This window comes from Kribbella sp. VKM Ac-2568, from assembly GCF_004345365.1.
GTDB lineage: Bacteria > Actinomycetota > Actinomycetes > Propionibacteriales > Kribbellaceae > Kribbella > Kribbella orskensis.
The window spans coordinates 714,765-739,029 of record NZ_SLVF01000001.1 but is presented as its reverse complement, the minus strand read 5'-3'; the positions used below and the strand labels follow the sequence as shown (position 1 = coordinate 739,029).

Sequence of the window (24,265 nt, the reverse complement as noted above, 5' to 3'; positions counted from 1 at the left end):
AGAGCACCCGCGAGCCGCCCGGTCCGTCCTGTCCGGAGTCACAAAGAGACTACAGTCCGGCGATCTCCTGGACCAGCCATTGATCCCCGTTTCGGACCATTGTGAATCTCGTCCGGTTCAGGTCGACCCGGGGCTTACCCTGTGTGATCGTGCTGGTGGTGGTCTGGTTCACGAAGATGATCAGCGTGACCCGGTCCGCGTCCCCGTCCCGGACGCCGACCTCCCGGACGTCGGCGCGGACGGTGGCCTTGGTCTTGGCGGCCAGTTCGCCGGCCACCTTGGCGGTGTCGTCGAACTTGGCCGCGAAGTCCGGTGTCATGGTCGCCCGGGCGGCCGCGAAACTCTTGTCCAGCGTGCGGTAGTCGTAGCTGAGCGCGGTCTCGGCCGCCTTCCGGCCCGCCGTCGCCGCCTGGCCGCGGGCGTCCTCGGCCTCCCGGCCCTTCAGCGCCTTGATCCCGAGAACGCCGCCGAGCGCCAGGATCAGCACGACCAGAACGGCGAGGACCGCCGACAGGATCAGCGTGACCCGCCCGCCCGGAGCGGGGTCCTTTCGAACAGTCTCGGAAGCCTTTACTTCCTCCGTTTGCTCACTCTCAGTAATTTCGGGAGCCTCCGGGGAAGGCTTCGAAACCACCTCGGGAGCGTCTGGTGTGGCCTGAGTCACCTCGGTGGTCTCGGTCCGGCGGTCGGTGCCGCGCCGCTGACCGGCGATCCGGCGGGCCATCAGCCGACCACCTGGAAGTCCGCGGTCAGCCAGCGGTCCTTCTCCCGGACCATGTCCAGCTTGATCCGGTAGCGCCGCTCGACGCCGTCCTTGCTGGCGGTGTTCGTCACCACGGCGTTCACGATCACCAGCACCTGGGCCGAGTCCTTGTCGTTCGAGACCACCGCGGCCTCCTTCACGTCACCCTTGGAGGTCGCCTGGTTGGTCAGCACCTCGGCCTTGACCGAGTTCGAGCCGGCCGCGAACTCCTCCTTGAACTGCCCGGTGGCGTCGTCGAGCACCCGCTTCGAGTCCGCGTCCCAGGTCTTGTAGTCATAGGTGGTGAAGTCGAGGGCCAACTGGCGGGCCGCCTGCATCGCCGCCGCGCGGTCCTCGTCGCTGGTGGTCTGGCGGCGGATCGCGAAGATCGCCAGCATCGCGCCGACGAGCGCGATCAGCAGCAGCACGCTGAGTGCCCAGACCGCAACCAAGCGCTTACGGCCGGAGCCGGGGTCGTGGTTGTCGCCGTCGCCTGCGGTCTTGCCGGGCAGAAGGGTGGATGTAGTAGTCACTTGCCGCTCACCGGTCCGAGAATCAGGGCTTTCCAGGAGTCCTTGCCGAGCAGTTCCTCCTGGCCGCCGGTCGAGCCGAGCACCAGCTCGGGCATGCCGCCGGTGCCTCCGGCGGCTCCCGTGGCGGGGTCGTACCCGACGCCGTAGCCGATCCTGTTCGCGTCCGAACGGGACGACGGGGTCGGCTTGTTCTGCGAGCCGCGGACGTTCACGCCGGACCCGGGTGATGCAGTACAGCCGGCCTTGGTGTTGGCGGGCTTGTTCGTGGTGTCCTGCGGGACCCGCCTGTCGGTGCCGTTGTAGCCGGCCCGGCAGGCAGGCGGGCTGAAGCCGAGCACCAGGCCGAAGTGCGCGTCGTAGTGCCCGGTCCCCGGGTCCTTCGCCGGTACGACGTAACCGCCCATCGCGACCGCCGGGTACACCACCAGCAGCTGCTCGACGGCGTCCAGGCGTACCGCGGTCATCTCGTTCACCGTGAGGAGGTTACCGAGCAGCACCGCGATGTCCGCCCGGTTCTCCTGGATCAGGGCGGTCACCTGCTGCGAGGCGGCCGAACCGTTGTCGATCACGGAGCGCAGGTTCGCGTCCGAGCTGACCAGGGTGTCGGACAGCAGCGCGAGGTTCTTCGCCCAGGTCTTGATCGCGTCGCCGCTGGCCACCTGGGTGGCGAGCACGGTGTTGCCGTCGTTGATCAGCTTGATCGTCTGCAGGATGTTCGCGTCCGCGTCGTTGATCAGCAGCCCGGAGCTGTCGATGATCTTCTGCAGGTCGCTGCCCTTGCCGCGCAGCGCGTCGCCGAGCTCCTTGACGGTGGTCTTCAGGCTGTTCTTGTCGACCGAGTTCACCAGCTGGTCGAGATTCAGCAGCAGCTCGGTGGTGTCGATCGGGATCGCGGTGTCCTGCCGGGCGATCTTGGACCGGTCCTGCAGGTACGGGCCGTTGTCGCGGCGCGGCTGCAGGTCGACGTACTGCTCGCCGATCGCGGAGCGGTTCGCGACCACCGCGACCAGGTCGTTCGGGATCTTCACCCGCTTGTCGATGTCCAGGTCGACCTCGACGCCGTCCGAGAGCAGCTCGAGCTTGCCGACCCGGCCGACCGGCTGGCCGCGGTACGTCACCTCGGCACCGCTGAAGATGCCGCCGGACTCGGCGAAGCTGGCGCTCACCGTGTAGTCGTCGTCGAAGAGCAACTGGTCGACCTGCGCGTATTTGCCGCCGACGTACGCGACGCCGACGACGGTGATCAGCAGGAACACCATCAGCTGGATCCGGACCGTCTTGCTGATCACTTGGCCACCCCCGGCATCAGGACCTTCGCCAGTTCCGGGTCGAACGCGGAGCGGTTCAGCTTCGGCGTACAGACCGGGAGGCCGAGCAGGGTGATGCAGGTCGTCGTGGCGCCGGTCGGCACCGGCAACGACGGCAACTTCGGCGGGTTGTGCAGCGGGAGGCTGACGTTGCCGGTCGGCAACGCGTTCGGCCCGACGTTCGGCAGCTTGAGCCCGACGATGCCTTCCAGCGCCTTCTTGGTGTTGACGTCGAGGGTGATGTCCAGGTTGGTGAAGTCACCCTTGACGGCCTTGGCCGCGGCATCCGGGAACGGGTAGGTGAGCAGCAGTTCCAGCGACTTCGGCAGGTTCTCCCCTGCCTCGGCCAGCTTGGTCAGCAGCGGGTACAAAGACTGCAGGTTGGCCACCAGGTCCTTCTGCGACGCGGTGATCACCCGGGTCGCGGTGTTGCCCAGTTTGGCCAGCGCCTGCAGCGTCTTGACCAGCGCGGCGCGCTGCTTGTCCAGGGTGGCGATCGACTTCGGCAGCGAGTCGATCGCGGTCGCCAGGGTCGCCTTCTGCGCGTTCAGCTTCTTCGCCAGCGCATCCACGGCGGTGATCGCGGTGACGATCTGCTGCTTGTTCTTGTCCAGGGTGCCGACGAAGGTGTTCAGCTGGGTCAGCACGCTGCGGATGGCCGGCTCGTTCCCGGTCAGCGCCTTGTTCAGCTCCTGGGTGATGATCTGCAGCTGGGCCACGCCGCCGCCGTTCAGCAGCAGCGAGAGCGCCGACAGCACTTCCTCGACCTCGACGTTGCTGGTGGTCCGCGACAGTGGGATCAGCTCGCCGTTCTCCAGCTTGCCGCGCGGCTTCTCGTCGCCGGTCGGCGGTGCCAGCGAGACGAACTTCTCGCCGAGCAGGCTGGTCTGCCGGATCGTCGCGCGGGAGTTGTCCGGCAGGTCGACGCTCTTCGGCAGCTTCAGCTTCACCTTGGCGACGTAGCCCTCGAGCCAGACCTTCTGGACCGTGCCGACGGTGACGTCATCCACCTTCACCGACGACTTCGGGACCAGGTCCAGCACGTCGGAGAACTCGACGGTGATCGAGTACGACGGGCCCTTGATCTTGGCGCCACCCGGCAACGGCAGGGAGTAGATGCTGAAGTCGCACCCGGTCAGCACCGTGCCCATCGCGACCACGCCGGCCACTACCGCGGTACGGCGCCTCATCGGGCACCTCCCGGGACCAGGCCGCCGAGGGTCTCGTCGACGTTGTCCGGGCTCGGCAGCTTCGGCTTCGGGGCGGGAGCCCACGGAGTGCCGGCCGGGCCGCCGGAGCCTGTGATGCCGCTGAGCAGCGGGAGCTTCGGCAGGGCGGCGAGGACCGGCTTGAGCGCGGAACAGGCGGACAGCGGCTGGTTGGCCTGCAGCAGCAGCGAGCAGATGAAGGTCGCCGGGTCGTCCAGCTGGGCCAGGTTGATCCGCTGGTCCAGCGTGCCGAACTGCGGGTTGTAAACGCGGGCCAGGTTCCCCAGGCCGAGTGGCGCGGTGTCGATGATCTCGGCCAGCGCGGCCTTCTCCTTGACCAGGATCTGGGAGACGTCGGTGGCACCGGAGATGGTCGTCTTCAGCAGCCCGCGGTTGTCCTTCACGAACGCAGCCACCTCACCGAGCGCGGTCGCCAGCGTGGACAGCGCCGCGGCGAGGTCCTTGCGCTCACCTGCCAGCGTGGTCGAGGTGGCGGCGAAGTTGGTGTTGAACTGCTTCACCAGGGTGTCGTTCGCGGCCAGCGCGGACACGAACGTCTGCAACTGCCGGATCGTGGCGAACAGGTTCTTGGAGTTGCCCGCCAGCGTCTGGGTCAGCGTCGACACGTCGGTGATGGTCTGGTTCAGCTTCTTGCCCTGGCCGTTCAGGTTCGCCGCGGAGACGTCCAGCAGCCGCGACAGGGCGCCCTGGTCGTTCGCTCCCTTCGGGCCGAGCGCGACGGACAGGTCGTTCAGGCTCTGGTAGATCTGGTCGAGCTCCAGCGGTACGGCGGTCCGGTCCAGCGGGATCTCCGCGCCGTCGGCCATCACGTCGCCCTTGGAGTAGGCCGGGGTGAGCTGGATGTAGCGGTCGGCAACGATCGACGGCGAGGCAATCACCGCCTTCGCGTTGGCCGGCACCTTGTGCTTGGCCTCCCACCAGAACTTCACCCGGACAGCGCGACCGGCCGGGGTGACGCTCTCGATCTCGCCGACCTTGATCCCGAGGATCCGGACGTCCGAGCCGGGGTAGACGCTCACCGCGCGCGGGAAGTACGCCGTCGCGGAGACGCGCTCGGGGTGCGGCCAGAGCGAGATCGCGCTGACGGCGAGCACCACCAGGACGACGCCGATCGCAACCAACCGTGAGAAGGAGGCCATCTTGACACCTTCCCCACCCCACCGCCCCGGTCGCCTCATCGGCCACCTCCCAGGATCGGCGGCAACCCGGGCGGGAAGACGGCGGGCAGCGGGATCTCCGGGACTGGGACCAGGTTCTGCACGTAGGTGTCGAACCATGGGCCGGTGCCGAGGGTGTTGGTGAAGACCCGGGCGTACGGCGCCAGGCCGCGGATGCTGGCATCGAGGGCGTTCTGGTTCTTCAGCAGGGTGGCCAGGACGGCGTTCACCTTCTGCAGCGTGGGCGCCAGGTCCTTGCGGTTCTCCCGGACCAGCGCGGTGATCTGCGCGGACAGCTTCTGCGTCGACACCAGCAACTGGTGGATCAGCGCCCGCCGCGCCTGCACCGCCTGGAACACGGTGTTGCCGTCCTTCATCAGCTTGATCAGCTCCTGGTTCCGGTCGGCCAGGATCTTGGTGACCACGTCCGAGTGCTGCAGGAGCTTCTTCAGCTCGTCGTCGCGCTTGGCAACGTTCCGGGACAGCCGGGACAGCCCGGTCAGCGAGGCCTGCACCTCTTCGGGGGTGTTCTTGAAGGTCGCCGACAACGTGTCCAGGGCCTTCGCCAGCTGGACGGTGTCGATCCGCTCGGTCGTGTTGGCCAGATCGGTGAACGCGTCGACCACGTCGTACGCCGAGACGGTCCGGTCCAGCGGGATCTCCGAGCCCTCCTTGAGCTCGCCGTCACCGGCCGGGTTCAGCTTCAGGTACTTCTGCCCGAGCAGCGTCTTGATCTTCATCTCGGCGCCGGTCCTGTCGCCCAGCTTGACCCCGCGATCGACGACGAAGTCGACCCGGACGTGCGTACCTTCGAGATCGACCTTGCGGACCTGACCGACGCGAACTCCGGCGACCCGGATCTCGTCGTTCGGCTTCAGTCCGCCGGCCTCGGAGAACTGCGCGGAGTACTTCGTGCCGCCGCCGATCAACGGCAGGTCCTGCGCCTTGAACGCGGCCAGCATGACCAGCCCGATCACGGTCAGCCCGACCACCCCGATGGTGACCTGGTTCTGCTCCCTGAAGGGTTTCACTTGGCGCACCTCGCCGAGTTGTTGTCGTAGCTGACCGGGATGCGGGTGCCGATCGGCAGGGTGACGTTGCCGTCGAAGCCGCACAGGTAGAAGTTGAACCAGGAGCCGTACGAGGCGGTCCGGGTCATCGTCTCGAGCTTGCCGGGCATGTTCTGCAGCGTCTTGACCCAGATGCCCTGGGTGTCGTCGAGCGTGGTGGACACCTGGCGCAGCCGGTCCAGGTCCGCCTTCAGCGGCACCCGGGTCTGCTGCAGCAGGCCGGCCGTCTTGGTGTTCAGCGAGTTGATCGAGCCGAGCGAGCCGAGGATCGGGTTGATGTCCTGGCTCAGCCCGGTGATGAACTTCTGCAGGTTCACCAGCAGCGCGGAGAAGTTCTGCTGCCGCTGCGAGACGATCTGCAGCGTAGAGGTCAGGTTGGTGATCAGGTCGCCGATCACCTGGTCCGCGTCGGCCAGGGTGGTGGTCAGCGACGCGGTCCGCGCGAGCAGGCTCTCGATCGTGCCGCCCTCACCCTGCAGCACCTTGATCACCTCGAACGCGAACTGGTTCACGTCCTTCGGGGTCAACGCGGTGAAGAGCGGCTTGAACCCGTTGAAGAGCACCGACAGGTCGAGAGCGGGCGCAGTACGGTCCTTGTCGATGAGGCCTCCTCCCTTCATCCGGGTGCCGCCGCCGACGCCCTCAGTGAGCGCGATGTAGCGGTTGCCGACGAGGTTCCGGTAGCGCATCGTCGCGTGGGTCGAGGTGTCGACGACCTGGTCGGAGTCGACGCTGAAGGTGACCATCGCCAACGTGTCCTGGTAGATGGCGATCTTGTCGACCTGGCCCACGCGAACGCCGGCGATCCGGATGTCGTCGCCCTTGTTCAGCCCGACCACGTCGGTGAACACGGCCCGGTACTTCGTGGTCGCGTTGAAGCTGATGTTGCCGATGGTGACGGCCAGCAGCGCGGTCGCGATGGTGGTGACCACCACGAAGATCGCCAGCCGCACGGTGTCGATCGAGGTCTTCTTGTCCAGCAGGGTCACCTTAGGTTCACCTGGCCTCCGCGGACGAGCGGGCCGATCATCAGGGTGGTCAGGTCCGGTACGTCGGTCGCCGGGATGCCCATCGCGGGGCCGGCGAAGGAGTCGATCACCTTCTGCTCCGCGGGCGTGCCCGCGCCGCCGGTGTCCAGCGCGAACCCTGGCATCGCCCGGTTCAGCTGCAGGTTCAGCGGGAAGCGGCTCTCCTTGTTGTGGTCGCCGATCACGCCGTCGTCACCGGTGAGGTACGGCGCGGGGTTCTGCTGCGTGTAGGGACCCGGCTTCGCGCCCGGGTGGCTGTAGTTCCTGCCGACGCAGGTGGGCCCGCGCTTGTCCCGGTACGCCGGCAGCTCGTTCGGCTGGTACGGCGTGGGCTGGTTCGTGATCAGCTCGAGGTTGATGTGCAGGGCGCCGTCGCGGAACGTGTCGTTCAGGATCGGCGCGGTGTCCGTCATCACCTTGAGGAAGCAGGGGAACTCCGGGGAGTACCGCTCCAGCAGGTCCAGGATCGGCCGGCTCACCTCGCCGAGCCGGATCACCCGGTCCTCGTTCTGCTTCAGGAAGGTGTCACCGGTGGTCGACAGCGTCTGCACGTCGGTGAAGAACTTCTGCAGCTGCTGCTCCTTCTCCACCACGGTGTTGCCGGTGATGGTCAGGTTGCGCAGGGCCCGGACCAGGTCCGGCGTCACGTCGCCGTAGAGCTGGGACACCTGGGTCAGTTTGGTCAGCGCGGCGATCAGGTTCGGCACGCTGGGGTTGAGCTTCTTCAGGTAGCCGTCCAGCTGAGTGAGGGTCTCGGCGATCTCGGAGCCGCGTCCCTCCAGCGCCGTGGCCAGCGTGTTCAGGGTGGCGTTCAGGTCCGCCGGGTCGACCGCCTGCAGCAGTGGGAGCGCGTCGTTCAGCACCTTCTCGATCTCGATGCCGACCGCCGTCTTGTCCCGCGAGATCACGTCGCCGGCCCGGATCGACCGGCCTTGCCCGCCCTGCGGCGGCACGAGGGCGACGTACTTCTCGCCGAACAGCGTCTTCGGCAGGATCCGCGCGCTGACCTGGCTGGAGATCTCCCTGACCTGGTCCGGCTTCAGCGCCAGCTCCACGGTGGCGGTGTCGCCGTCGGTGGCGACGCTGCGCACCTCGCCGACGATGATGCCGCGCAGCTTCACGTCCGCGTGCCGGTTCAGCTGGAGGCCGATGTGGCTGGTCTGCAGCTTCACGTCGACCGTGTCGGTGAAGATCTTCGCGTAGAAGGCGTAGGTGAGCCAGAGCAGGAAGCAGAGCAACCCGATGAAGGCCGTGCCGAGTACTCGTCTGGTCATCGCGCTACCCCGCCAGCCTGACCGTGGTCGTGGTACCCCAGATGGCCATCGAGAGCAGCAGGTCGACGACGTTGATGACGACGATGGAAGTCCGTACTGCGCGGCCGACGGCGACGCCGACTCCGGCGGGACCGCCGGTCGCGTGATAGCCGTGGTAGCAGTGCACCAGGATCACCAGAACCGCGAAGACGAGCACCTTGCCGAACGACCAGAGCACGTCCCCTGGTGGTAGGAACAAGTGGAAGTAATGGTCGTAGGTCCCGGTGCTCTGCCCGTAGAACGTGGTCACCGTCAGCCGGGTGGCGAAGTACGAGGCGAGCAGGCCGACGACGTACAGCGGGACGACGGCGATCAGGCCGGCGATGATCCGGGTGGTGACCAGGAACGGCAGCGACGGGATCGCCATCACCTCGAGCGCGTCGATCTCCTCGCTGATCCGCATCGCACCGAGCTGGGCGGTGAACCCGCAGCCGACGGTGGCGGCCAGCGCGATGCCGGCGATCAGCGGGCCGATCTCGCGGGTGTTGATGTAGGCGCTGACGAAGCCGGCGAAGGCGGAGGTGCCGATCTGGTTGAGGGCCGAGTACCCCTGCAGGCCGACCTCGGTGCCGGTGAAGAAGGCCAGGAAGGTGATCACGCCGACGGTGCCGCCGATCACCGCGAGGGCGCCGGTGCCCAGCGTCACCTCGGCCAGCAGCCGCAGGATCTCCTTGCGGTAGCGGGTGATCGACTTGCCGGACCAGGCCAGCGCCTTGAGGTAGAAGGCGAGCTGCTCACCGAGCCGGTCGAGCGAGTGCAGCGGCTTCTTCACCAGGGTGTCGACGAGGGCTGACATGCTCAGGCCCCCTTCGGTGGGACGAGCTGGAAGTAGATCGCCGTCATCGAGAAGTTCGCGACGAACAGCAGCATGAAGGTGATCACGACGGACTGGTTCACCGCGTCGCCGACGCCCTTCGGACCGCCGCCGGCGTTGACGCCCTTGTAGGACGCGACCACCGCGGCGATGAAACCGAACACCAGCGCCTTCGCCTGGCCCTGCCACAGGTCCGGCAGGTGGGCGAGCGCGGTGAAGGAGGCTATATAACTACCGGGCGTGCCGTCCTGCAGGACCACGTTGAAGACGTAGCCGCCCATCACGCCGACCACGCTGACGAAGCCGTTCAGGAAGAAGGCGACCAGCATGGTGGCCAGCACCCGCGGTACGACGAGGCGCTGGATCGGGTCGATGCCGAGCACCATCATCGCGTCGAGCTCCTCGCGGATCTTGCGGGCGCCGAGATCCGCGCAGATCGCGGACCCCCCGGCGCCGGCGATCAGCAGCGCGGTCGCGATCGGGGACGCCTCCCGGACCACGGCCAGCACGGCAGCCGACCCCGTGAAGGCCTGCGCGCCGAACTGCTTGATCAGACCGCCGACCTGCAGCGCGATCACCGCGCCGAACGGGATCGCGACCAGGGCGGTCGGGATGATCGTCACGCTGGCGACGAACCAGGCCTGCTGCAGGAACTCGCGCAGCTGGAACGGCCGCCGGACGGAGGCCCGGGCGGTGTCGAGTGCGAAAGCGAAGAGAGATCCTGCGTGCTTCAGCGGGGCGGTCGCAGAAACAGTCACGTAGCCCCCACCACATCGGAGGCGAAGCTGCCCGGCGGAGGTGTCACGCCGTTCTCGGCACACCACTGTCCCGGCGGCCGCTGGGTCGGCCGGATCATCCCGCTGCTCGGCAACTGCTGCACCGGGATCGGCGGCAGCGGCGGCAGTTCCTGGTCGGCCTCACGGGCCAGTTCGTCGGCGTCCTTCTCCTCGGACATGCCGATCGGGCCGACCCGCTGCGCGTTCAGGAACTGGCGGACCACCGGCTCCTCGCTGGACAGCAGCATCTCGCGCGGTCCGAACATCGCCAGGTGCCGGTGGTACAGCAGGCCGATGTTGTCCGGCACCGTGCGGGCGGTGTTGATGTCGTGGGTGACGATCAGGCAGGTCGCCTGGGTCATCTCGTTCAGGTCGATGATCAGCTGGTTCAAGAACGCGGTCCGGACCGGGTCGAGACCCGAGTCGGGCTCGTCGAAGAGCAGGATCTCCGGCTCCAGCACCAGCGCGCGGGCCAGGCCGGCCCGCTTGCGCATCCCGCCGGAGATCTCGCCGGGCAGCTTCTTCTCCGCGCCGACCAGACCGACCATCTCCATCTTCTCCATTACGATGGAGCGGATCTCGGACTCGGACTTGCGGGTGTGCTCGCGCAGCGGGAAGGCGACATTGTCGTAGAGGTTCATCGAGCCGAACATCGCGCCGTCCTGGAACAGCACGCCGAACAGCTTGCGCACCTCGTAGAGCTTGCGTTCCGAACAGGTGGCGATGTCGACGCCCTCGATGTGCACGTGGCCCTTGTCAGGCTTGAGCAGGCCGATCAACGTCTTCAGGAATACGGACTTCCCGGTGCCGGAAGGGCCCAGCATCACGCAGATCTCACCGGCGGGCAGCGTCAGGGACACGTCGCCCCAGATCAGCTGACTTCCGAAGGACTTGGTCAGTCCCTCGACGCGGACTTCTACGCCCACCGGTCCTCCTCACGGGTTCGTTGTGCAGCCCTGACCGACGTGCTTTCGCCGGTTCAACGAGGGCGCGGTTGCCTAGGTTACGCACGAGTCACTTATTTCCGTAACCCCTGTGTGTCAAGTGTCGATGACCAATGAGTCACGCTCCGGTCACGCACCGCGGCTGCCCGAGATCCTAGAACGCCGGTCCTCCGCGGCGACGATGGACCTACCGCACCGGCTGCGTACTGGTATTGCTTGACTCTGTTGAGTGAAAGATCTCAAGGCCTTGCCCAAAGCCCATCTCCACCTGCATGTGGACGGCGCGATGCGCCCTTCCACGCTGGCGGAACTGGCCGCCCGGTACGGCGTACGGGCGCCGCTGCCGACCAGTTTCGGATCGTTCGACGCGTTCATGGCGACCATCTCCGCGGCGGCCGGCTGCCTGCGGACCGAGGCGGACGTCCGGCGGTTGATCACCGAGATCGTCGAGGATGCCGCTGACCAGGGCGTTCGCTGGATCGAGCCGTCGATGTGGCCGGGTCTGCTCGGTGGGCGGCTCGGCTCGGACGCGGACGGGTTGGACGTGGTCCTCGATGCCGGCCTGGCCGCGGGAACCGCCACCGGCGTGGGATTCGGGGTCGTGGTGGCTGCCAACCGCGGACTCGGGGCTGACGCTGCTGAGGAGGTCGCGCGGTTGGCTGTCAGTCGGGTCGGGCGCGGCGTCGTCGGGTTCGGGATCGACGGTGACGAGGCTGCCGCGGGGCCCGAGGCGTTTGTCGAGGCTGCTGGCGGAGCACCCCCTGCCCCAGTTGTTGGATGCGGGCGTGCGGTGCTCGGTCAACGCGGACGACCCGTTGCTGTTCGGCTCGGATCTCGTCGCGGAGTACGAGGTCTGCCGGACTGTGCTCGGGCTGTCGGACGAAGCGCTCGCCGACGTTGCCCGGACCTCCTTCGTCAGCTCGGCCGCACCCGGTCCGGTGATCGTGCGAGCACTGAGCGACATCGACGTCTGGCTGGGCTGACGCGGCGGTCGCTCAGCGCTGTCCGTGAGGCTTGCCGAGAGTTAGCGTCGGCGGCAGGACCCTCAGGGAGGGAGAGGACAGATGAGCATCGAACGTCGGACGTTCCTCAGGGGAAGCATGGCGGTCGCGGGCGGCCTCGTCGCCGCCGGGCCGTTCCAGGGATTCGTGGCCCAGCAGGCGGTGGCGGATCCGAAGGGCAAGGCGCCGTTCCGGGCGCTGCGGGCGATCCCGGACATGCGTGACGGCAAGGTGCGGCTGCACCTGCCGGAGGGGTTCTCGTACCGGTCGTTCCACGACACGGAGTTCCCGGTGGTGCTGACCGACGGGACCCGGCTGCCCGGCCGGCACGACGGCATGGGCGCGTTCCCGTCGGCCCACGGCAACGTGCTGCTGGTCCGCAACCACGAGGTGAACAACCCGGGCGCCCCGTTCGGCCCGGGGACGCCGTACGACACTCAGGCGCAGAGCGGTACGACGACCGTCGAGGTGACCCGGTTCGGCCAAGTGGTCGACGCGTACACCAGCCTGAACGGCACGATGATGAACTGCAGCGGCGGCATCATGCCGTGGGGCAGTTGGGTCACCTGCGAGGAGACGGTGAACGGTCCCGACGTCGGACCGGACTTCACCGGGGCGTCGAACGTGCCGCTGACCAAGCCGCACGGATTCGTCTTCGAGGTCCCGGCGGGCGGCCAGTCGGACCGGCAGCCGATCACCCAGGCGGGCCGGTTCGCCCACGAGGCCGTCGCCTTCGACCCCAAGGCGGGGATCCTCTACCTGACCGAGGACAACTTCGCCTTCCCGTCCGGGTTCTACCGCTATCTCCCGCGCCGGAATCCGATGAAGCGCGGCCGGCTCGAGGACGGCGGCCGGCTGCAGATGCTCGCCGTCCGTGGCCGTCCGAACCTGAACCTGGCCGCCGAGCAGCCGAAGCGGGCGACGTACGACGTGACCTGGGTCGACATCGACGACCCGGCGCCGCGGTTCCCGTACACGCCGGGCCAGACCGCGCCGACGACCAACGACCAGGCCCTGGTGTATGTCGGTGATCAGGGCCGCGCGCAGGGTGCGGCGTACTTCTCGCGGCTGGAGGGTCAGGTCTACGACCGCAATGTCGTCTACTTCTGCTCGACCCAGGGTGGTGGCGCCGCGGAGACCGGACCGGATCCGGTCGGCGGTTATGGCAACGGCTTCGGCCAGATCTGGGCGTACCACACCCGGGCGAGGAAGCTGCAGCTGATCTACCAGTCGCCGAACCGGTCGACGCTGGACTTCCCGGACAACGTGACGACCAGCAAGCGGGGCACGCTGGTGCTCTGTGAGGACAACACCGAGGACAACTACCTGCGCGGTCTGTCCCGCGGCGGGCAACTCTGGGACATCGCCCTGAACCGGCTCACCGACAGCACCGGCGCGGACCGGTCCGGCGACGAGTTCGCCGGCTCGACGTTCAGCCCGGACGGGCACACCCTGTTCGTCAACATCCAGGCCAGCCGCGGCCTGAGCTTCGCCATCTGGGGCCCCTGGCAACGAATCGGCGTCTGACCCGGCCATTGGTTGATCGGCGGTTGGTTGGTGGAGCGGGCCATGCGAGCTGTGAGTGACCTCAGTGAGCTGGGCCCGCTCGGCTGAGAGGTGTGGCGACAAAGCCCCACTCCTCCACCCACAAGCCCGACGAGCTGCCTCGTCCAAAGCCGGGCAGGTCCTCGACCCCGGACGGCTGGGGCTGGGGCTGGGCTGAGGCTGGGGCTGGGGTTGGGGCTGGGGCTGGGGTTGGGGCTGGGCCTGGGGCTGCCCGAAACCCGGCACCTTGTGCACCGCCTGAGCAGATCCCGCCGCCCCCGACACTCACCCGGTGCACAAAGTGCCCCTCGGACACCCGGCCGGGGCCGCGGCGGCGGAGGACCCCGCCGAACCGGCATTTCGTGCACCGCTGGAGCAGCCCCCGGCACCTCGGGCGCTCACCCGGTGCACAAGGTGGGACCTCGGACACCAAACCGGGACCTCGGACACGACACAGCCTGTCCCCAGTCCCTAAAAGGTGTCCAAGGTCCCCACCACCGCACCGGCTGCCGGCACCTCGCGCCCCCAGAAGACGACCCCGGTCCCACAAGGTGTCCCAGGTCCCCACAACCGCACCGGCGGCCGACACCTCAGGGCCCCAGGAGGCGTCCTCGGTCGCCGCGAGGTGTTCCAGGTGTCCGTGGCTGTACGCCGCCTGCGCTCGGCAGGCGAATTGGCCGGGTGCTGACGGGTTGTTCGGCGGCTGGCGGTCGTGGGCGCTGCGGTGCTGATGCTGTCGGGCTCTCGCAGCTGGAGCTTGGCCGGCACCACCTGTCCGACCTGCTGGCCGGCTGGCTCTGGGCCGCAGCCTGGGTCGGTCTCCTCGCCTGGTTCCGAGCCCGGTGGCGAGCCTCGTGGCGAGAGCGCCGGCGAGCCCGCCTCCCCGGCCCTCGTCGCGACGCCGGCCGGACCGTGAGTCGGCCGGACCGTGAGTCGGCCGGACCGTGAGTCGGCCGGACGTGACGAAGGGCGGTCCCTGGTGGGACCGCCCTTCGCGGGTACTACTGGATGTGCGGCTGGGCCGCACGGGTCACTTCAGGGTGACGGTGGCGCCGGCGCCCTCGAGGGCCTCCTTGGCCTTCTCCGCGGCAGCCTTGTCGACCTTCTCCAGGATGGCCTTCGGCGCACTCTCGACGAGGTCCTTGGCCTCCTTCAGGCCGAGGCTGGTGAGGCCGCGCACCTCCTTGATGACCTGGATCTTCTTGTCGCCGGCCGACTCGAGAACGACGTCGAACTCGTCCTGCTCGACGGTCTCCTCGGTGGCGCCGCCACCGGCGGCCGGGGCCGCGGCGACTGCGACGGGAGCGGCGGCGGTCACGCCGAACTCCTCCTCGAAGGCCTTCACGAACTCAGAGAGCTCGAGCAGGGTGAGGTCCTTGAACTGGCCGAGCAGCTCTTCGGTGCTGAGCTTCGCCATTTTGGCGGTCCTTCCGATAAGTGTGTTGCTAGGTGATTACTGACTGGGGTCCTGCGTGATTCGAACGGGTCAGCTGTCGGCTGACGCGGTCTCCTCGGTGCTCGCCTCGGCAGGTGCGTCGGCCGGTGCGTCCTGCACGGCCTCCGCAGCCGGAGCCTCGTCCGCCACGGGGGCGTCGCCGGCCGGCAGCTTGTCCTGCAGCGCCGCGAAAAGGCGCGCGGCCTGCGACAGCGGAGCAGCGAACAGCGACACCGCTTGCTGCGGGGCCGCCTTCATCGCACCTGCGAGCTTCGAGAGGAGAACCTCACGCGACTCCAGGTCAGCGAGCTTGTTGATCTCGTCGGAGCTGAGTGCCTTGCCGTCCAGCACACCGCCCTTGATGACGAGAAGGGGATTGGCCTTGGCGAAGTCACGCAGCCCCTTGGCCGCGACCACCGGGTCGCCCTTGATGAAGGCGATGGCCGACGGACCCTGCAGCAGCGAGTCGAACGACTCCACTCCCGCGTCCTTGGCCGCGATCTGGGTCAGCGTGTTCTTCACCACGGCGTAGTTCACGTCGTCACCGAGCGTAGTGCGCAACTGCCGCAACTGCGCCACAGTGAGTCCGCGGTACTCGGTCAGCACGGCGCCGTTAGAGCTCTTGAAGTTCTCCGTGAGCTCTGCGACGGCGGCTGCCTTGTCCGGCCTCGCCATGGGTCTCCTTCCGCCCTGCAATCACAGGGTTGGGCTTCGTTGCCGCACCGGCCAGGACCCGCAGAAATCGAAAACGCCCCTGCGCAGGCGCAAGGGCGTGAAGAAACTACTCTCACTTACTTGTCACCTGCGCGGGCCGCCCACGAGCTTGTGGGACCTTCAGTTGCTCCGGGAGCAACGACCAGCGGTCTTCGGCAGCCTCAAGAGTAACCGGCCGTGACGCCGCCGCCAAATCGGTTACCGGGCCAGCTACCACAGCGTCTGGGGAACGCTACTGCGGAGCCTGGGGACGCGGCGGGATCCAGCGGCTCATGGCGAAGGCCGCGGCCCAACCCGTGAGCCCCATGAACAGTACAGCCGGGGCCAGACTGGACAGAGCCGTCACCGCCGCGATGAGGAACGGCCCGGCGCCGTTGCCGGTGTCGGCGAAGAGGCGGAAGGCGCCGAGGAACTGCGCCCTGCCGACCGGCGGGGACGCGTCCGCGCCGAGCGTCATGATCACCCCGGCGCCGAGCCCGTTGCCGATTCCCATCAGCAGCGCGACCGCGGTCAGCGCCGCACCCGAGTGCGTCAACGGCAGCAACAGGTGCGCGAGACCGAGCACGAGCATGGACGGTACGGCGACCCACTTGCGTCCGAACCGGTCCATCACGGAACCCGCCGGATAGAAGAGCAGCATGTCGACCGCCCCGGAGATCCCGAAGATCAGACTCGTCGTCTGCGGATCCAGCCCGATGTGCTCAGCCCAGAGCGGGATCACCACCTGCCGGGACGCCCGGACGGCGCCGACGAGGAGGGCGCCGATTCCCAGCGTCCGCAGTACAGGGAGGTGTTCTTGGATGACGGCGCGGGTGGACTGCATGACCACCGGGCGGCCGGCGCGACTCCGGCGTACGGACTCGAGGTCGGGGAGGCTGAGCAGCACCACGCAGGCGAGGGCCGCGGCGACCAGATGGACCCAGTAGGCGCCGTCGGTGCCGAGGAACTTCATCGCGAAGGCACCTAGGAACGGCCCGATGAACGACCCGATCCGCTGGACGCCACCGAGCGTGGACAGCGCCCGCGCCCGCATCTCCAGGGGTACGGCCTCGCTGAGGTAGGCCTGCCGGGCGAGACCCCAGACTGCACCGGCCAGGCCGGTCGCGCCGATCGCGACGGCGAAACCCCAGACGGTCGGGACGACCAGGCAGGCGACCAGTGCGACGGAGACGAGGCCGGTGGCGAGCAGCATCGCGCGGCGCTCGCCGATCCTCGTGGTGAGCGCACCGGCGGGGATGTCTCCGATCACCTGGCCGACGCCGGCCGCGGCGACGACCAGACTGGCGCCCGCGAACGAGGCACCCAGGTCGCGGGCGGACAGAGCGACAACGGGAGCGATCGCCCCCTGGCCGATGCCGTACAGCAGCGCGGGCAGATAGACCGAGGGAGCGATCTTCCAGAGACTGACGGGGTCTGCCATCCGGTCTATCGTCCCATCCTCAACTATCTGATGAGACGCTGGTCCCGCGGGTCGGATGGGTCAGGACAGGACCGCGAGGGCGTCGATCTCGACCAGCATGGGCTCGAGCGGGAGGCCGGTGAAGACGGTGGTCCGCGACGGCAGCACGCCGCTCGGAGTACGGGTGCCGACGAACTCGGCGTACGCGTCGTTCATCGGGACGAAGTTGTCGCGGGTGGTCAGGTAGACGCGCAGCATCACGACGTCGTCGAAGGTGGCGCCGCCGGCCTTCAGGATCGCCTCGACGTTCTGCAGCACCCGGGTGGTCTGCGCCTTCACGTCACCTTCGAAGACGAACTGGCCGCTCTCCGGGTCGACCGAGCCCTGGCCGGACACCTGCAGGATGTTGCCCTTGCGGACTCCCTGGGAGAACACCGGCATCGGCGCGGGGGCGGCGGGGGTGGAGATGACGGTCTTGTCGGTCATAGGAGTTCCTCTCGATCAGTTGGTGTAGTCGGCGCCGATGGCCGCCGCGGTGGCGAGCAGGTCGGGCAGCAGCTCGAGCACCTGCTCATAGTTGAGCAGGACGTCGGGGACCGAGACGGACACGGCTCCCACCACCCGGCCGGAGCGGTCGGCGATCGGCGCTCCGATGCAGTTGATGAAGGACTCGTGCTCGGCCCGGTCGTGGGCCCAGCCCTGTGCCCGGACCCGGTCCAGCTCGTCGCGCAGTTCGTCCGGGCCGGAGATCGTGTTCGGTGTGTACTGGTGATAGTCGATGCTGGCCAGCAGAGCCTCGCGCTGCCGCTTCGGCTGAGCGGCCAGCAGGACCTTGCCGACCGCGGTGCAGTGCAGCGCCGCCGGGACGCCGATCTGCGAGTACATCCGGACCGACTGCACACTGTCGAGCTTGTCGATGTAGATGACCTGCCCGTTCTCATACGCCGCCAGGTGCACGGTCTGCCCGGTCTTCTGATTGAGCTGCCGCAGGTGCGGCGCGGCAACAGCCCGTACTACGTGTTGCTCGCGGGCCGCATCCGCCAAAGAGAACAGCCGCGAGCCCAACCGGTACCGGTGCGACTCGTCGCGGCGGACGAAGCGCTCGGCCTCCATCGTGCGGAGCAGGCGCAGCACTGTCGTCTTGTGCACGTCCAACTCTGTTGCGAGCTGGTCGAGCGAGCGGTCGCCCTCTCCCAGGCTCGCCAGGATCTGCAGGGCTCTGGCCAGGCTCTGACTCACACCGCACCTCCCACCAGGGCTGCAGATTTGATACCGGCAGAACCGACCTGTGTCGCGGCCCAGTCTTCGTCCGGGCAGGCGAGCAACGCCTGCCGGACAGCGGGCGGAGGCGGAGCCGCGTGGTCCTGACGGACGGCCAGCACCGCAGCGGCGCTCAGGTGCCCCAGCCGCAGCCGCTGCTCCATCGGCACGCCCTGCAAGGTCCCAGCCAGGAACCCGGCGGCGAAAGCATCCCCGGCCCCAACTGGCTCCACCACCTCGACAGTGAGCGCCGGAACCTCCGTACGACGACCATCCGGCTCCAACGCGAGGGCGATGTGCGCGTCCGACTTCACCACGATCGTCGATCGAGGCCCGAGCAGTTCGCGCAGCTTGGCGGGATCACTGGTCCCGGCGAACAGCATCGCCTCGTCCGCCCCGATCAGTACGACGTCGGCCGCGCGCAGCAGTCGCCACAGCGGAGCCGGATCGGCGTCGCGCCACAATGCAGGACGCCAGTTGAGGTCGACGCTCAAGGTGAAGCCCTGGGTCTCCTTCAACGCAGCCAGGCGATCGAGCATCTCCGCGCAGGTGGTCGAGATGGCCGCGGTGATCCCGGTGGTGTGCACGAGTTCGGCGCCGGCCAAGCGGCTCCGCACGGCCGGCCGATCGAGGAAGTTCGCATCCATGGCCGACGCTGCGGAGCCGGAGCGGTAGTAGTGCATCCGGGTGCGGCCGCCGACACTGTCTTTCACGTACAGCCCGGTCGGCCGGACCGGATCCTCCTCGACTGCGCCGACCTCCACACCACGGACCTGCAGGTCGCGCAGTACGTGGCGGCCGAAGCCGTCGGCCCCGACGCGCGAGATCCAGCCGGTCGGGATGTCCAGCGCAGCCAGCCCGCCGGCGACGTTGCACTCGGCGCCGCCCACGGAGCGCCGGAACGTCTCGGCATCCTCCAGCGGGGCACCGGTCTCGGTGGCGAGCATGATCATCGCCTCACCGAGGCAGACCGCACGCGGTGCCAGGTCGACCATCGGGTGTCCTTTCACCGCTGCGTTGACGGAGTTCTGGCGCGATGCTACAACCGAGACGTCAGAATGCGCAACGACTGTTGCGTCATATGCAATCGGAGTAAGTTGGGCCCAGACTTGGCCCTGACAAACCGATCATCGATCAGCAGAGGACGTCATGTCAGCTTCGTACGATGCCGCCGCCGTCGCCGCTCTGGCGGACCAGCCGATCAGCTGGCAGGACAAGGCGTTGCCGCCGTCCTTCTGGGGCCGGACCGTCGCCGAGGTGCTGGCCGACAAGCCACGCCTGTCCAATCTGCCGACTCCCCTGCTCACGCTGTCCGCGCCTGGCCTGCAGCACAACGTCGCCACCCTCGCCCGCTGGTGCGCCGAGCACGGCGTCGACCTCGCGCCGCACGGCAAGACCACGATGGCCCCGGCGCTCTGGGCAGCTCAGCTCGAGGCCGGCTCCTGGGCGATCACACTGGCGAACGCCTTCCAGCTCGGGGTCGCCCGGTCCTACGGAGTGAGCCGGGTGATGATCGCCAACTCGGTGATCTCCCCGCTGCAGTTGCGGTGGATCGCGGACGAACTCGCGGCCGACCCGGACTTCGAGGTGATGGTCTGGGCCGACTCGGTCCGGACGGTCGAACTGCTGGACGCCGCTCGCGCCGCCCACATCGGTCCCGACGCCCGGCGCCTCGACGTACTGGTCGAGGTCGGTGGGGCCGGCGGCCGGACCGGTGTGCGCGATGTCGAGACCGGAGTCGCTGTGGGCAACGCGATCGCCGACTCGCGGACCCTGCGCCTGGCCGGGGTGGCCGGCTACGAAGGAGCGATCGCGCGCGGGGCTGACGAGGCCGGGCTCGAACACGTCCGCTCGTACCTCCGCGACCTCGCCGCGGTCCACACCAGCCTGCAGGAGCAGGACCGGTACGACGCTGACGTCGTACCGGTGGTCAGCGCCGGCGGCAGCGCGTACTTCGAGCAGGTGGCAGAGGTGCTCGCACCGCTCGGCAAGAATGGGGCGCGGGTGGTGCTGCGGTCCGGCGCCTACATCGCGCACGACGACGGGTACTACCGGAAGGTCTCGCCGCTCGGCTCGGTACCGCGTACCGACGGCGAACGGCTGATCCCGGCCATGCACGGCTGGATCCGGATCACCTCGCAACCCGAACCAGGGCTGGCGATCTTCGACGCCGGCAAGCGCGACCTGCCCTTCGACGAGGGCATGCCCGAGCCGCAGGTACTCCGGCCGCGGACCGCCGGGGACTCCGCCCGGCCGGTCGACGGGATGACGGTGACCAAGCTGAACGACCAGCACGGGTTCCTCCGCTTCTCCCCGGACGGCGAACCGCCGCTGGTGATCGGGGACGAGCTGCGGGTCGGCCTGTCGCACCCGTGCACGGCCTTCGACAAGTGGGGGCTGATCCCGGTCATCGACGACCCGGACGCCGACGACCCGGTCGTGGTCGACCTGGTCCGCACCTTCTTCTGACGGCCGGCGATCCCCTGATGACCGAACTGCTGATCACCGGCGCGACCGTGGTAGACGGCACCGGCGCGCCCGGGGTGCGGGCCGACGTCGCCGTCGACGCCGGCCGGATCGTGGCTGTCGGCAACGATCTGCCGTCGGCCGGGTGGACCATCCCGGCCGACGGCCTGGTGCTCTCCCCCGGCTTCATCGACATGCACACCCACTCGGACCTGCAGATCCTGGCGAACCCGGACCACTTGGCGAAGGTCAGCCAGGGCGTCACGCTGGAGGTGCTCGGTCAGGACGGCCTGTCGTTCGCGCCGATCGACGACGCCACCCGTTCCGCCGTACGGCGCCAGATCGCCGGGTGGAACGGGGAGCCGGACGACTTCGACTTCTCCTGGTCCAGCGTCGCCGGGTACCTCGACCGGCTGGATCAGGGGATCGCCTGCAACGCGGCGTACCTGGTTCCGCAGGGCACGCTGCGGATGATGGTGGTCGGCACCGCCAACCGCCCGGCCACCTCCGCCGAGCTCGCGGAGATGAAGCGGCTGCTCGCCGAAGGCCTCGAGCAAGGTGCCGTCGGGATGAGCAGCGGGCTCACGTACACCCCCGGGATGTTCGCCGACACCGCTGAGCTGACCGAGCTGTGCCGGGTGGTCGCGGAGTACGGCGGCTACTACAGCCCGCACCAGCGGTCATACGGCAAGGGCGCGCTGGAGGCGTACGGCGAGATGGTCGAGGTGGCCCGGGCCTCCGGCTGCGCGCTCCACCTCACCCACGCGACGATGAACTTCGAGCCGAACAAAGGTCGAGGCGTCGACCTGCTGGCGATGATCGACGAGGCGCTGGCCGATGGCATCGACATCACCACCGACACCTACCCCTATTTGCCGGGGGCAACCACCTTGTCGGCGATCCTGCCGAGCTGGACCGCCGAAGGTGGCCCGGACGCGTTGCTGGCCAGGCTCGCCGACCCGGCTGATCGCGAGCGGATCGCCTACGAGCTGGAGCAGGTCGGCACCGACGGCAGCCACGGCTGCGTGACGGACTGGAACACCATCGAGATCAGCGGCGTGCGGAACCAGACGCTGAGCGGCGCGGTCGGCAACACCGTCGCGGCGATCGCGGCCGGCATCGGCAAGTCCCCGTCCTGGGTGTTCTTCGACCTGCTGATCCGGGACAACCTGGCGACCACGATCCTGCAGCACATCGGCCACGAGGAGAACGTGCAGGCGATCATGAAGCACCCGACCCACACCGGTGGTTCGGACGCGATCCTGGTCGGCGGCAAACCGCACCCCCGGGCCTGGGGCACCTTCCCCCGCTACCTCGCGCACTACGTCCGCGAGCTGGGCGTGCTCGAGCTCGAGGACTGCGTGCACCACCTGACCGGCCGTCCGGCAAGCCGGCTCCGGCTGAACGATCGCGGGCTGGTCCGCGAGGGATACGACGCTGACCTGGTGCTGTTCGATCCGGCGAAGGTGCGGGACACCGCGACCTTCGACAACCCCCGGCGGCAGGCTGAAGGGATCCCCTGGGTCCTGGTCGGCGGCGTCCCCGTGATCGCCGACGGCCGGCGTACCGACGCACTGCCCGGCCGCGCGATCCGCCGTACCGCAACCAACCGAGGAGAGAGTGCATGACCACCCTGGATCTGCTCCGCAGCGACCGCGTGCTGAGCGTCGTACGGGCGCCGGCGATCGACGACGCGCGGGACCTGTGCTCGGCGCTCGTTGCCGGCGGCATCCATGTGATCGAGCTGACGTTCACCACCCCGGACCTGCCGCGGCACCTCGAGCGCGCCGCGTCCGGTGACACCGGAGCCGTGGTGGGCGCCGGCACCGTGCAGACCCCGGAGCAGGCTCGCGCCGCGGTCGACGCGGGCGCGCAGTTCCTGGTCACGCCCGGGCAGGGTCCCGAGGCGGCGGCGATCGTGGCGGCCGCGCACGACGCGGGGATCCCGATCGTGCTCGGCGCGTTCACCCCGTCCGAGGTGATGACCGCGGTCGCGCTCGGCTCAGACGCGGTGAAGATCTTCCCGGCGCACCACCTGGGACCGAAGTACCTGAAGGACCTCGGCGGGCCGTTCCCCGGCGTACCGCTGGTCCCGTCCGGCGGTGTGAACGCGGGCAACGCCCGGCAGTTCCTCGACGCCGGCGCGCTGGCGGTCAGCGCCGGGACCGACGTGGTGTCACCGGCTGACGTGGAAGCCGGCCGCTGGGCCGACATCACCGCCAAGGCCTCCACCTTCTGCGCAGCGTTGCGCTGATCCCTCCAGGGCTGGTGTTCGGCCACCAGCCCCGGAGGTACTTGCTACCCGATCAGTTCGAGCACCAGGCCCTCATGCAGAGCCGTGTAGACCGCGTCGCGGAGGTGGTTGGCCTCGGCGTCGGTGAGCGTCCGGTCCAGTGGCCTGAGGATCAGCCTGACCAGGACGTTGCGTTGGCCCGGCTCGAGCTGCAGCCGGGTTCGCGCCGCCTCCGGCAGGTCGTCGTACGACGTCTCGCCGCGGACCTCGACGGATTCCGCGGCGTCCGCGTCGGGGCCGAGGGCGTTGCGGACGCGGTCGCCGAGCACCTCCGCCGAGGTGTCGACGTCCGGCCCGACCACCACCGACAGATCACGCCGTACGGCGGGCATCGCCGAGACCGGCTTGTACGGCTGCAGGTCGAGCATCTGCCCGGCCACCCGAGGATCCGTTGACCGGAGCAACCGGATGTCCCGGATCCCCTTGCGCAGCATGAGCAACCGGTCCAGGCCGGGCCCCATCGCCAGGCCCGTCCAGCTCTCGTCGAGCCCGGCCTTGCGCAGTACGTGAGGCGCCGCGACCCCGCACTCGCCGATCTCGATCCACTGGTCGTCGAGCAACACGTCGATCTGCCGGCCGTGGGTCGTGTACGGGTGGACCGCCGGCACTGTCCGGTAGGTCTGCCCGGGCAGCACAGTGGCCACCAGCCGGGCGATCATCTCCTCCAGCTCGGACTCCCCGAGCGTCACGTTGCGGCTGATCCGCCACAGGTCCAGCTGGTGCGGCGTACCGGTGTGCTGCCAGTCGACGGAGTCACGCCGGTAGCAGATCCCCGCGCACACCATCAGCACGTCGGTCGAGTCGGACGCGGCGAGCTCACGCAGCGCGGGCGGGATCATCGCCGACGTATGACTGCGCAGTACTTCGCCTTCCGAGGCATAGCGCGTGTACCGCGCCTCGCGGGTGACCGCCCCGGCGGCGTACCCGAGGTTGTCGTAGTTGTCGGCGAGTGAGACGACCGGATGATCTCGGCGGCTCCAGATCTCGGTGTACGGCCACGCGTGGCCCAGCGCGGTACGGATCTGGTCGACGATCAGCTGGATCGCGTGCGGTCCCTGGGCCGGGTCGGCCAGGTCGCGCAGGGCAAGAGTGTTGTTCAGTTCTTCAGCGGTCAGAACAGACATCGGAGTTCTCTCCAAGGGAGCAGCGGGTTCAAGGGGGACAGACACCCCGACCGGCCGCGGTCACCTCAGGAGAGAGCGCAGCAGCAGCTCACCCCGTCGGCACCGCTGTGCCGGC

23 protein-coding genes and 1 pseudogene are annotated in these 24,265 nt (G+C 68.6%); 6 read left to right on the top strand and 18 right to left on the bottom strand.

The window, feature by feature from the left end; genetic code table 11:
• Nucleotides 1-49: 49 nt before the first annotated feature.
• Genes EV648_RS03530 through EV648_RS03480 form a run of 11 tightly spaced genes read right to left on the bottom strand, consistent with a single transcriptional unit; the run spans nucleotide 50 to nucleotide 10,895 of the window.
• Entirely contained in the window at nucleotides 50-724 is a 675-nt protein-coding gene (locus tag EV648_RS03530) for a hypothetical protein (protein ID WP_132284881.1), read from the bottom strand.
• Nucleotides 724-1,275 (bottom strand): hypothetical protein, encoded by a 552-nt coding sequence (locus tag EV648_RS03525; RefSeq protein ID WP_241994848.1) that lies wholly within the window; start codon nucleotides 1,273-1,275, stop codon nucleotides 724-726. Before EV648_RS03525 ends, EV648_RS03530 begins: the two co-directional genes overlap by 1 nt.
• Nucleotides 1,272-2,564 (bottom strand): MCE family protein, encoded by a 1,293-nt coding sequence (locus EV648_RS03520; RefSeq protein ID WP_132284879.1) that lies wholly within the window; start codon nucleotides 2,562-2,564, stop codon nucleotides 1,272-1,274. Before EV648_RS03520 ends, EV648_RS03525 begins: the two co-directional genes overlap by 4 nt.
• Nucleotides 2,561-3,772 (bottom strand): MCE family protein, encoded by a 1,212-nt coding sequence (locus tag EV648_RS03515; RefSeq protein ID WP_132284877.1) that lies wholly within the window; start codon nucleotides 3,770-3,772, stop codon nucleotides 2,561-2,563. The genes EV648_RS03520 and EV648_RS03515 overlap by 4 nt, the downstream gene beginning before the upstream one ends.
• Entirely contained in the window at nucleotides 3,769-4,950 is a 1,182-nt protein-coding gene (locus EV648_RS03510; RefSeq protein ID WP_241994847.1) for an MCE family protein, read from the bottom strand. The genes EV648_RS03515 and EV648_RS03510 overlap by 4 nt, the downstream gene beginning before the upstream one ends.
• Before the next feature lie 35 nt (nucleotides 4,951-4,985).
• Nucleotides 4,986-5,999: an MCE family protein gene (locus EV648_RS03505; protein WP_132284875.1), complete on the bottom strand. Its 1,014-nt coding sequence runs from the start codon at nucleotides 5,997-5,999 to the stop codon at nucleotides 4,986-4,988.
• Nucleotides 5,996-7,027: an MCE family protein gene (locus EV648_RS03500; protein WP_132284873.1), complete on the bottom strand. Its 1,032-nt coding sequence runs from the start codon at nucleotides 7,025-7,027 to the stop codon at nucleotides 5,996-5,998. The genes EV648_RS03505 and EV648_RS03500 overlap by 4 nt, the downstream gene beginning before the upstream one ends.
• Entirely contained in the window at nucleotides 7,024-8,340 is a 1,317-nt protein-coding gene (locus EV648_RS03495; RefSeq protein WP_132284871.1) for an MCE family protein, read from the bottom strand. The genes EV648_RS03500 and EV648_RS03495 overlap by 4 nt, the downstream gene beginning before the upstream one ends.
• A gap of 4 nt (nucleotides 8,341-8,344) precedes the next feature.
• Nucleotides 8,345-9,175 carry an ABC transporter permease gene (locus EV648_RS03490; RefSeq protein ID WP_132284869.1) on the bottom strand — a complete coding sequence of 277 codons (831 nt, stop codon included), beginning with the start codon at nucleotides 9,173-9,175 and terminating at the stop codon, nucleotides 8,345-8,347.
• A 2-nt stretch (nucleotides 9,176-9,177) separates the two neighbouring features.
• Nucleotides 9,178-9,951: an ABC transporter permease gene (locus EV648_RS03485; protein ID WP_132284867.1), complete on the bottom strand. Its 774-nt coding sequence runs from the start codon at nucleotides 9,949-9,951 to the stop codon at nucleotides 9,178-9,180.
• Nucleotides 9,948-10,895 carry an ABC transporter ATP-binding protein gene (locus EV648_RS03480; protein ID WP_132284865.1) on the bottom strand — a complete coding sequence of 316 codons (948 nt, stop codon included), beginning with the start codon at nucleotides 10,893-10,895 and terminating at the stop codon, nucleotides 9,948-9,950. Before EV648_RS03480 ends, EV648_RS03485 begins: the two co-directional genes overlap by 4 nt.
• A gap of 304 nt (nucleotides 10,896-11,199) precedes the next feature.
• Here EV648_RS03480 and EV648_RS45025 point away from each other — a divergent pair.
• The 3 genes and pseudogenes from EV648_RS45025 to EV648_RS03470 form a co-directional block, all read left to right on the top strand.
• Nucleotides 11,200-11,589 (top strand): annotated as a pseudogene (locus tag EV648_RS45025) (adenosine deaminase); the annotation flags it as partial.
• A gap of 28 nt (nucleotides 11,590-11,617) precedes the next feature.
• On the top strand, nucleotides 11,618-11,896 hold the full coding sequence (locus EV648_RS43010) for a hypothetical protein (protein ID WP_199234402.1): 279 nt from the start codon (nucleotides 11,618-11,620) through the stop codon (nucleotides 11,894-11,896).
• Between the two features lie 81 nt (nucleotides 11,897-11,977).
• Nucleotides 11,978-13,441: a PhoX family phosphatase gene (locus EV648_RS03470; protein ID WP_132284863.1), complete on the top strand. Its 1,464-nt coding sequence runs from the start codon at nucleotides 11,978-11,980 to the stop codon at nucleotides 13,439-13,441.
• A 1,048-nt stretch (nucleotides 13,442-14,489) separates the two neighbouring features.
• On the opposite strand, the gene rplL is transcribed toward EV648_RS03470, so the two are convergent.
• The 6 genes from rplL to EV648_RS03440 form a co-directional block, all read right to left on the bottom strand.
• Nucleotides 14,490-14,876 carry a 50S ribosomal protein L7/L12 gene (rplL, locus tag EV648_RS03465; protein ID WP_132284861.1) on the bottom strand — a complete coding sequence of 129 codons (387 nt, stop codon included), beginning with the start codon at nucleotides 14,874-14,876 and terminating at the stop codon, nucleotides 14,490-14,492.
• Between the two features lie 69 nt (nucleotides 14,877-14,945).
• Nucleotides 14,946-15,569, bottom strand: a complete 624-nt coding sequence (gene rplJ, locus EV648_RS03460) for a 50S ribosomal protein L10 (protein ID WP_132190594.1) — start codon at nucleotides 15,567-15,569, stop codon at nucleotides 14,946-14,948.
• 271 nt (nucleotides 15,570-15,840) lie between these two features.
• Entirely contained in the window at nucleotides 15,841-17,028 is a 1,188-nt protein-coding gene (locus EV648_RS03455) for an MFS transporter (protein WP_132284859.1), read from the bottom strand.
• 60 nt (nucleotides 17,029-17,088) lie between these two features.
• Complete coding sequence (locus EV648_RS03450) at nucleotides 17,089-17,493, bottom strand: RidA family protein (RefSeq protein WP_132284857.1); 405 nt, start codon at nucleotides 17,491-17,493, stop codon at nucleotides 17,089-17,091.
• Between the two features lie 15 nt (nucleotides 17,494-17,508).
• A complete protein-coding gene (locus tag EV648_RS03445; protein ID WP_132284855.1) occupies nucleotides 17,509-18,246 on the bottom strand; it encodes an IclR family transcriptional regulator in 738 nt (245 codons plus the stop codon).
• Nucleotides 18,243-19,262 (bottom strand): sugar kinase, encoded by a 1,020-nt coding sequence (locus EV648_RS03440; RefSeq protein WP_132284853.1) that lies wholly within the window; start codon nucleotides 19,260-19,262, stop codon nucleotides 18,243-18,245. Before EV648_RS03440 ends, EV648_RS03445 begins: the two co-directional genes overlap by 4 nt.
• 154 nt (nucleotides 19,263-19,416) lie before the next feature.
• On the opposite strand from EV648_RS03440, the gene EV648_RS03435 reads away from it, so the two are divergent.
• From EV648_RS03435 to EV648_RS03425, 3 genes are read left to right on the top strand one after another with little or no spacing between them, the layout of a single operon-like run.
• The gene (locus EV648_RS03435; RefSeq protein WP_132284851.1) at nucleotides 19,417-20,736 is read left to right on the top strand and encodes an amino acid deaminase; all 1,320 of its coding nucleotides are present in this window, start codon (nucleotides 19,417-19,419) and stop codon (nucleotides 20,734-20,736) included.
• A gap of 17 nt (nucleotides 20,737-20,753) precedes the next feature.
• The gene (locus EV648_RS03430; RefSeq protein ID WP_132284849.1) at nucleotides 20,754-22,361 is read left to right on the top strand and encodes an amidohydrolase family protein; all 1,608 of its coding nucleotides are present in this window, start codon (nucleotides 20,754-20,756) and stop codon (nucleotides 22,359-22,361) included.
• Nucleotides 22,358-22,987 carry a bifunctional 4-hydroxy-2-oxoglutarate aldolase/2-dehydro-3-deoxy-phosphogluconate aldolase gene (locus EV648_RS03425; protein ID WP_132284847.1) on the top strand — a complete coding sequence of 210 codons (630 nt, stop codon included), beginning with the start codon at nucleotides 22,358-22,360 and terminating at the stop codon, nucleotides 22,985-22,987. The genes EV648_RS03430 and EV648_RS03425 overlap by 4 nt, the downstream gene beginning before the upstream one ends.
• A gap of 44 nt (nucleotides 22,988-23,031) precedes the next feature.
• On the opposite strand, the gene EV648_RS03420 is transcribed toward EV648_RS03425, so the two are convergent.
• Nucleotides 23,032-24,150, bottom strand: a complete 1,119-nt coding sequence (locus tag EV648_RS03420) for a hypothetical protein (RefSeq protein ID WP_132284845.1) — start codon at nucleotides 24,148-24,150, stop codon at nucleotides 23,032-23,034.
• Nucleotides 24,151-24,265 lie beyond the last annotated feature (115 nt).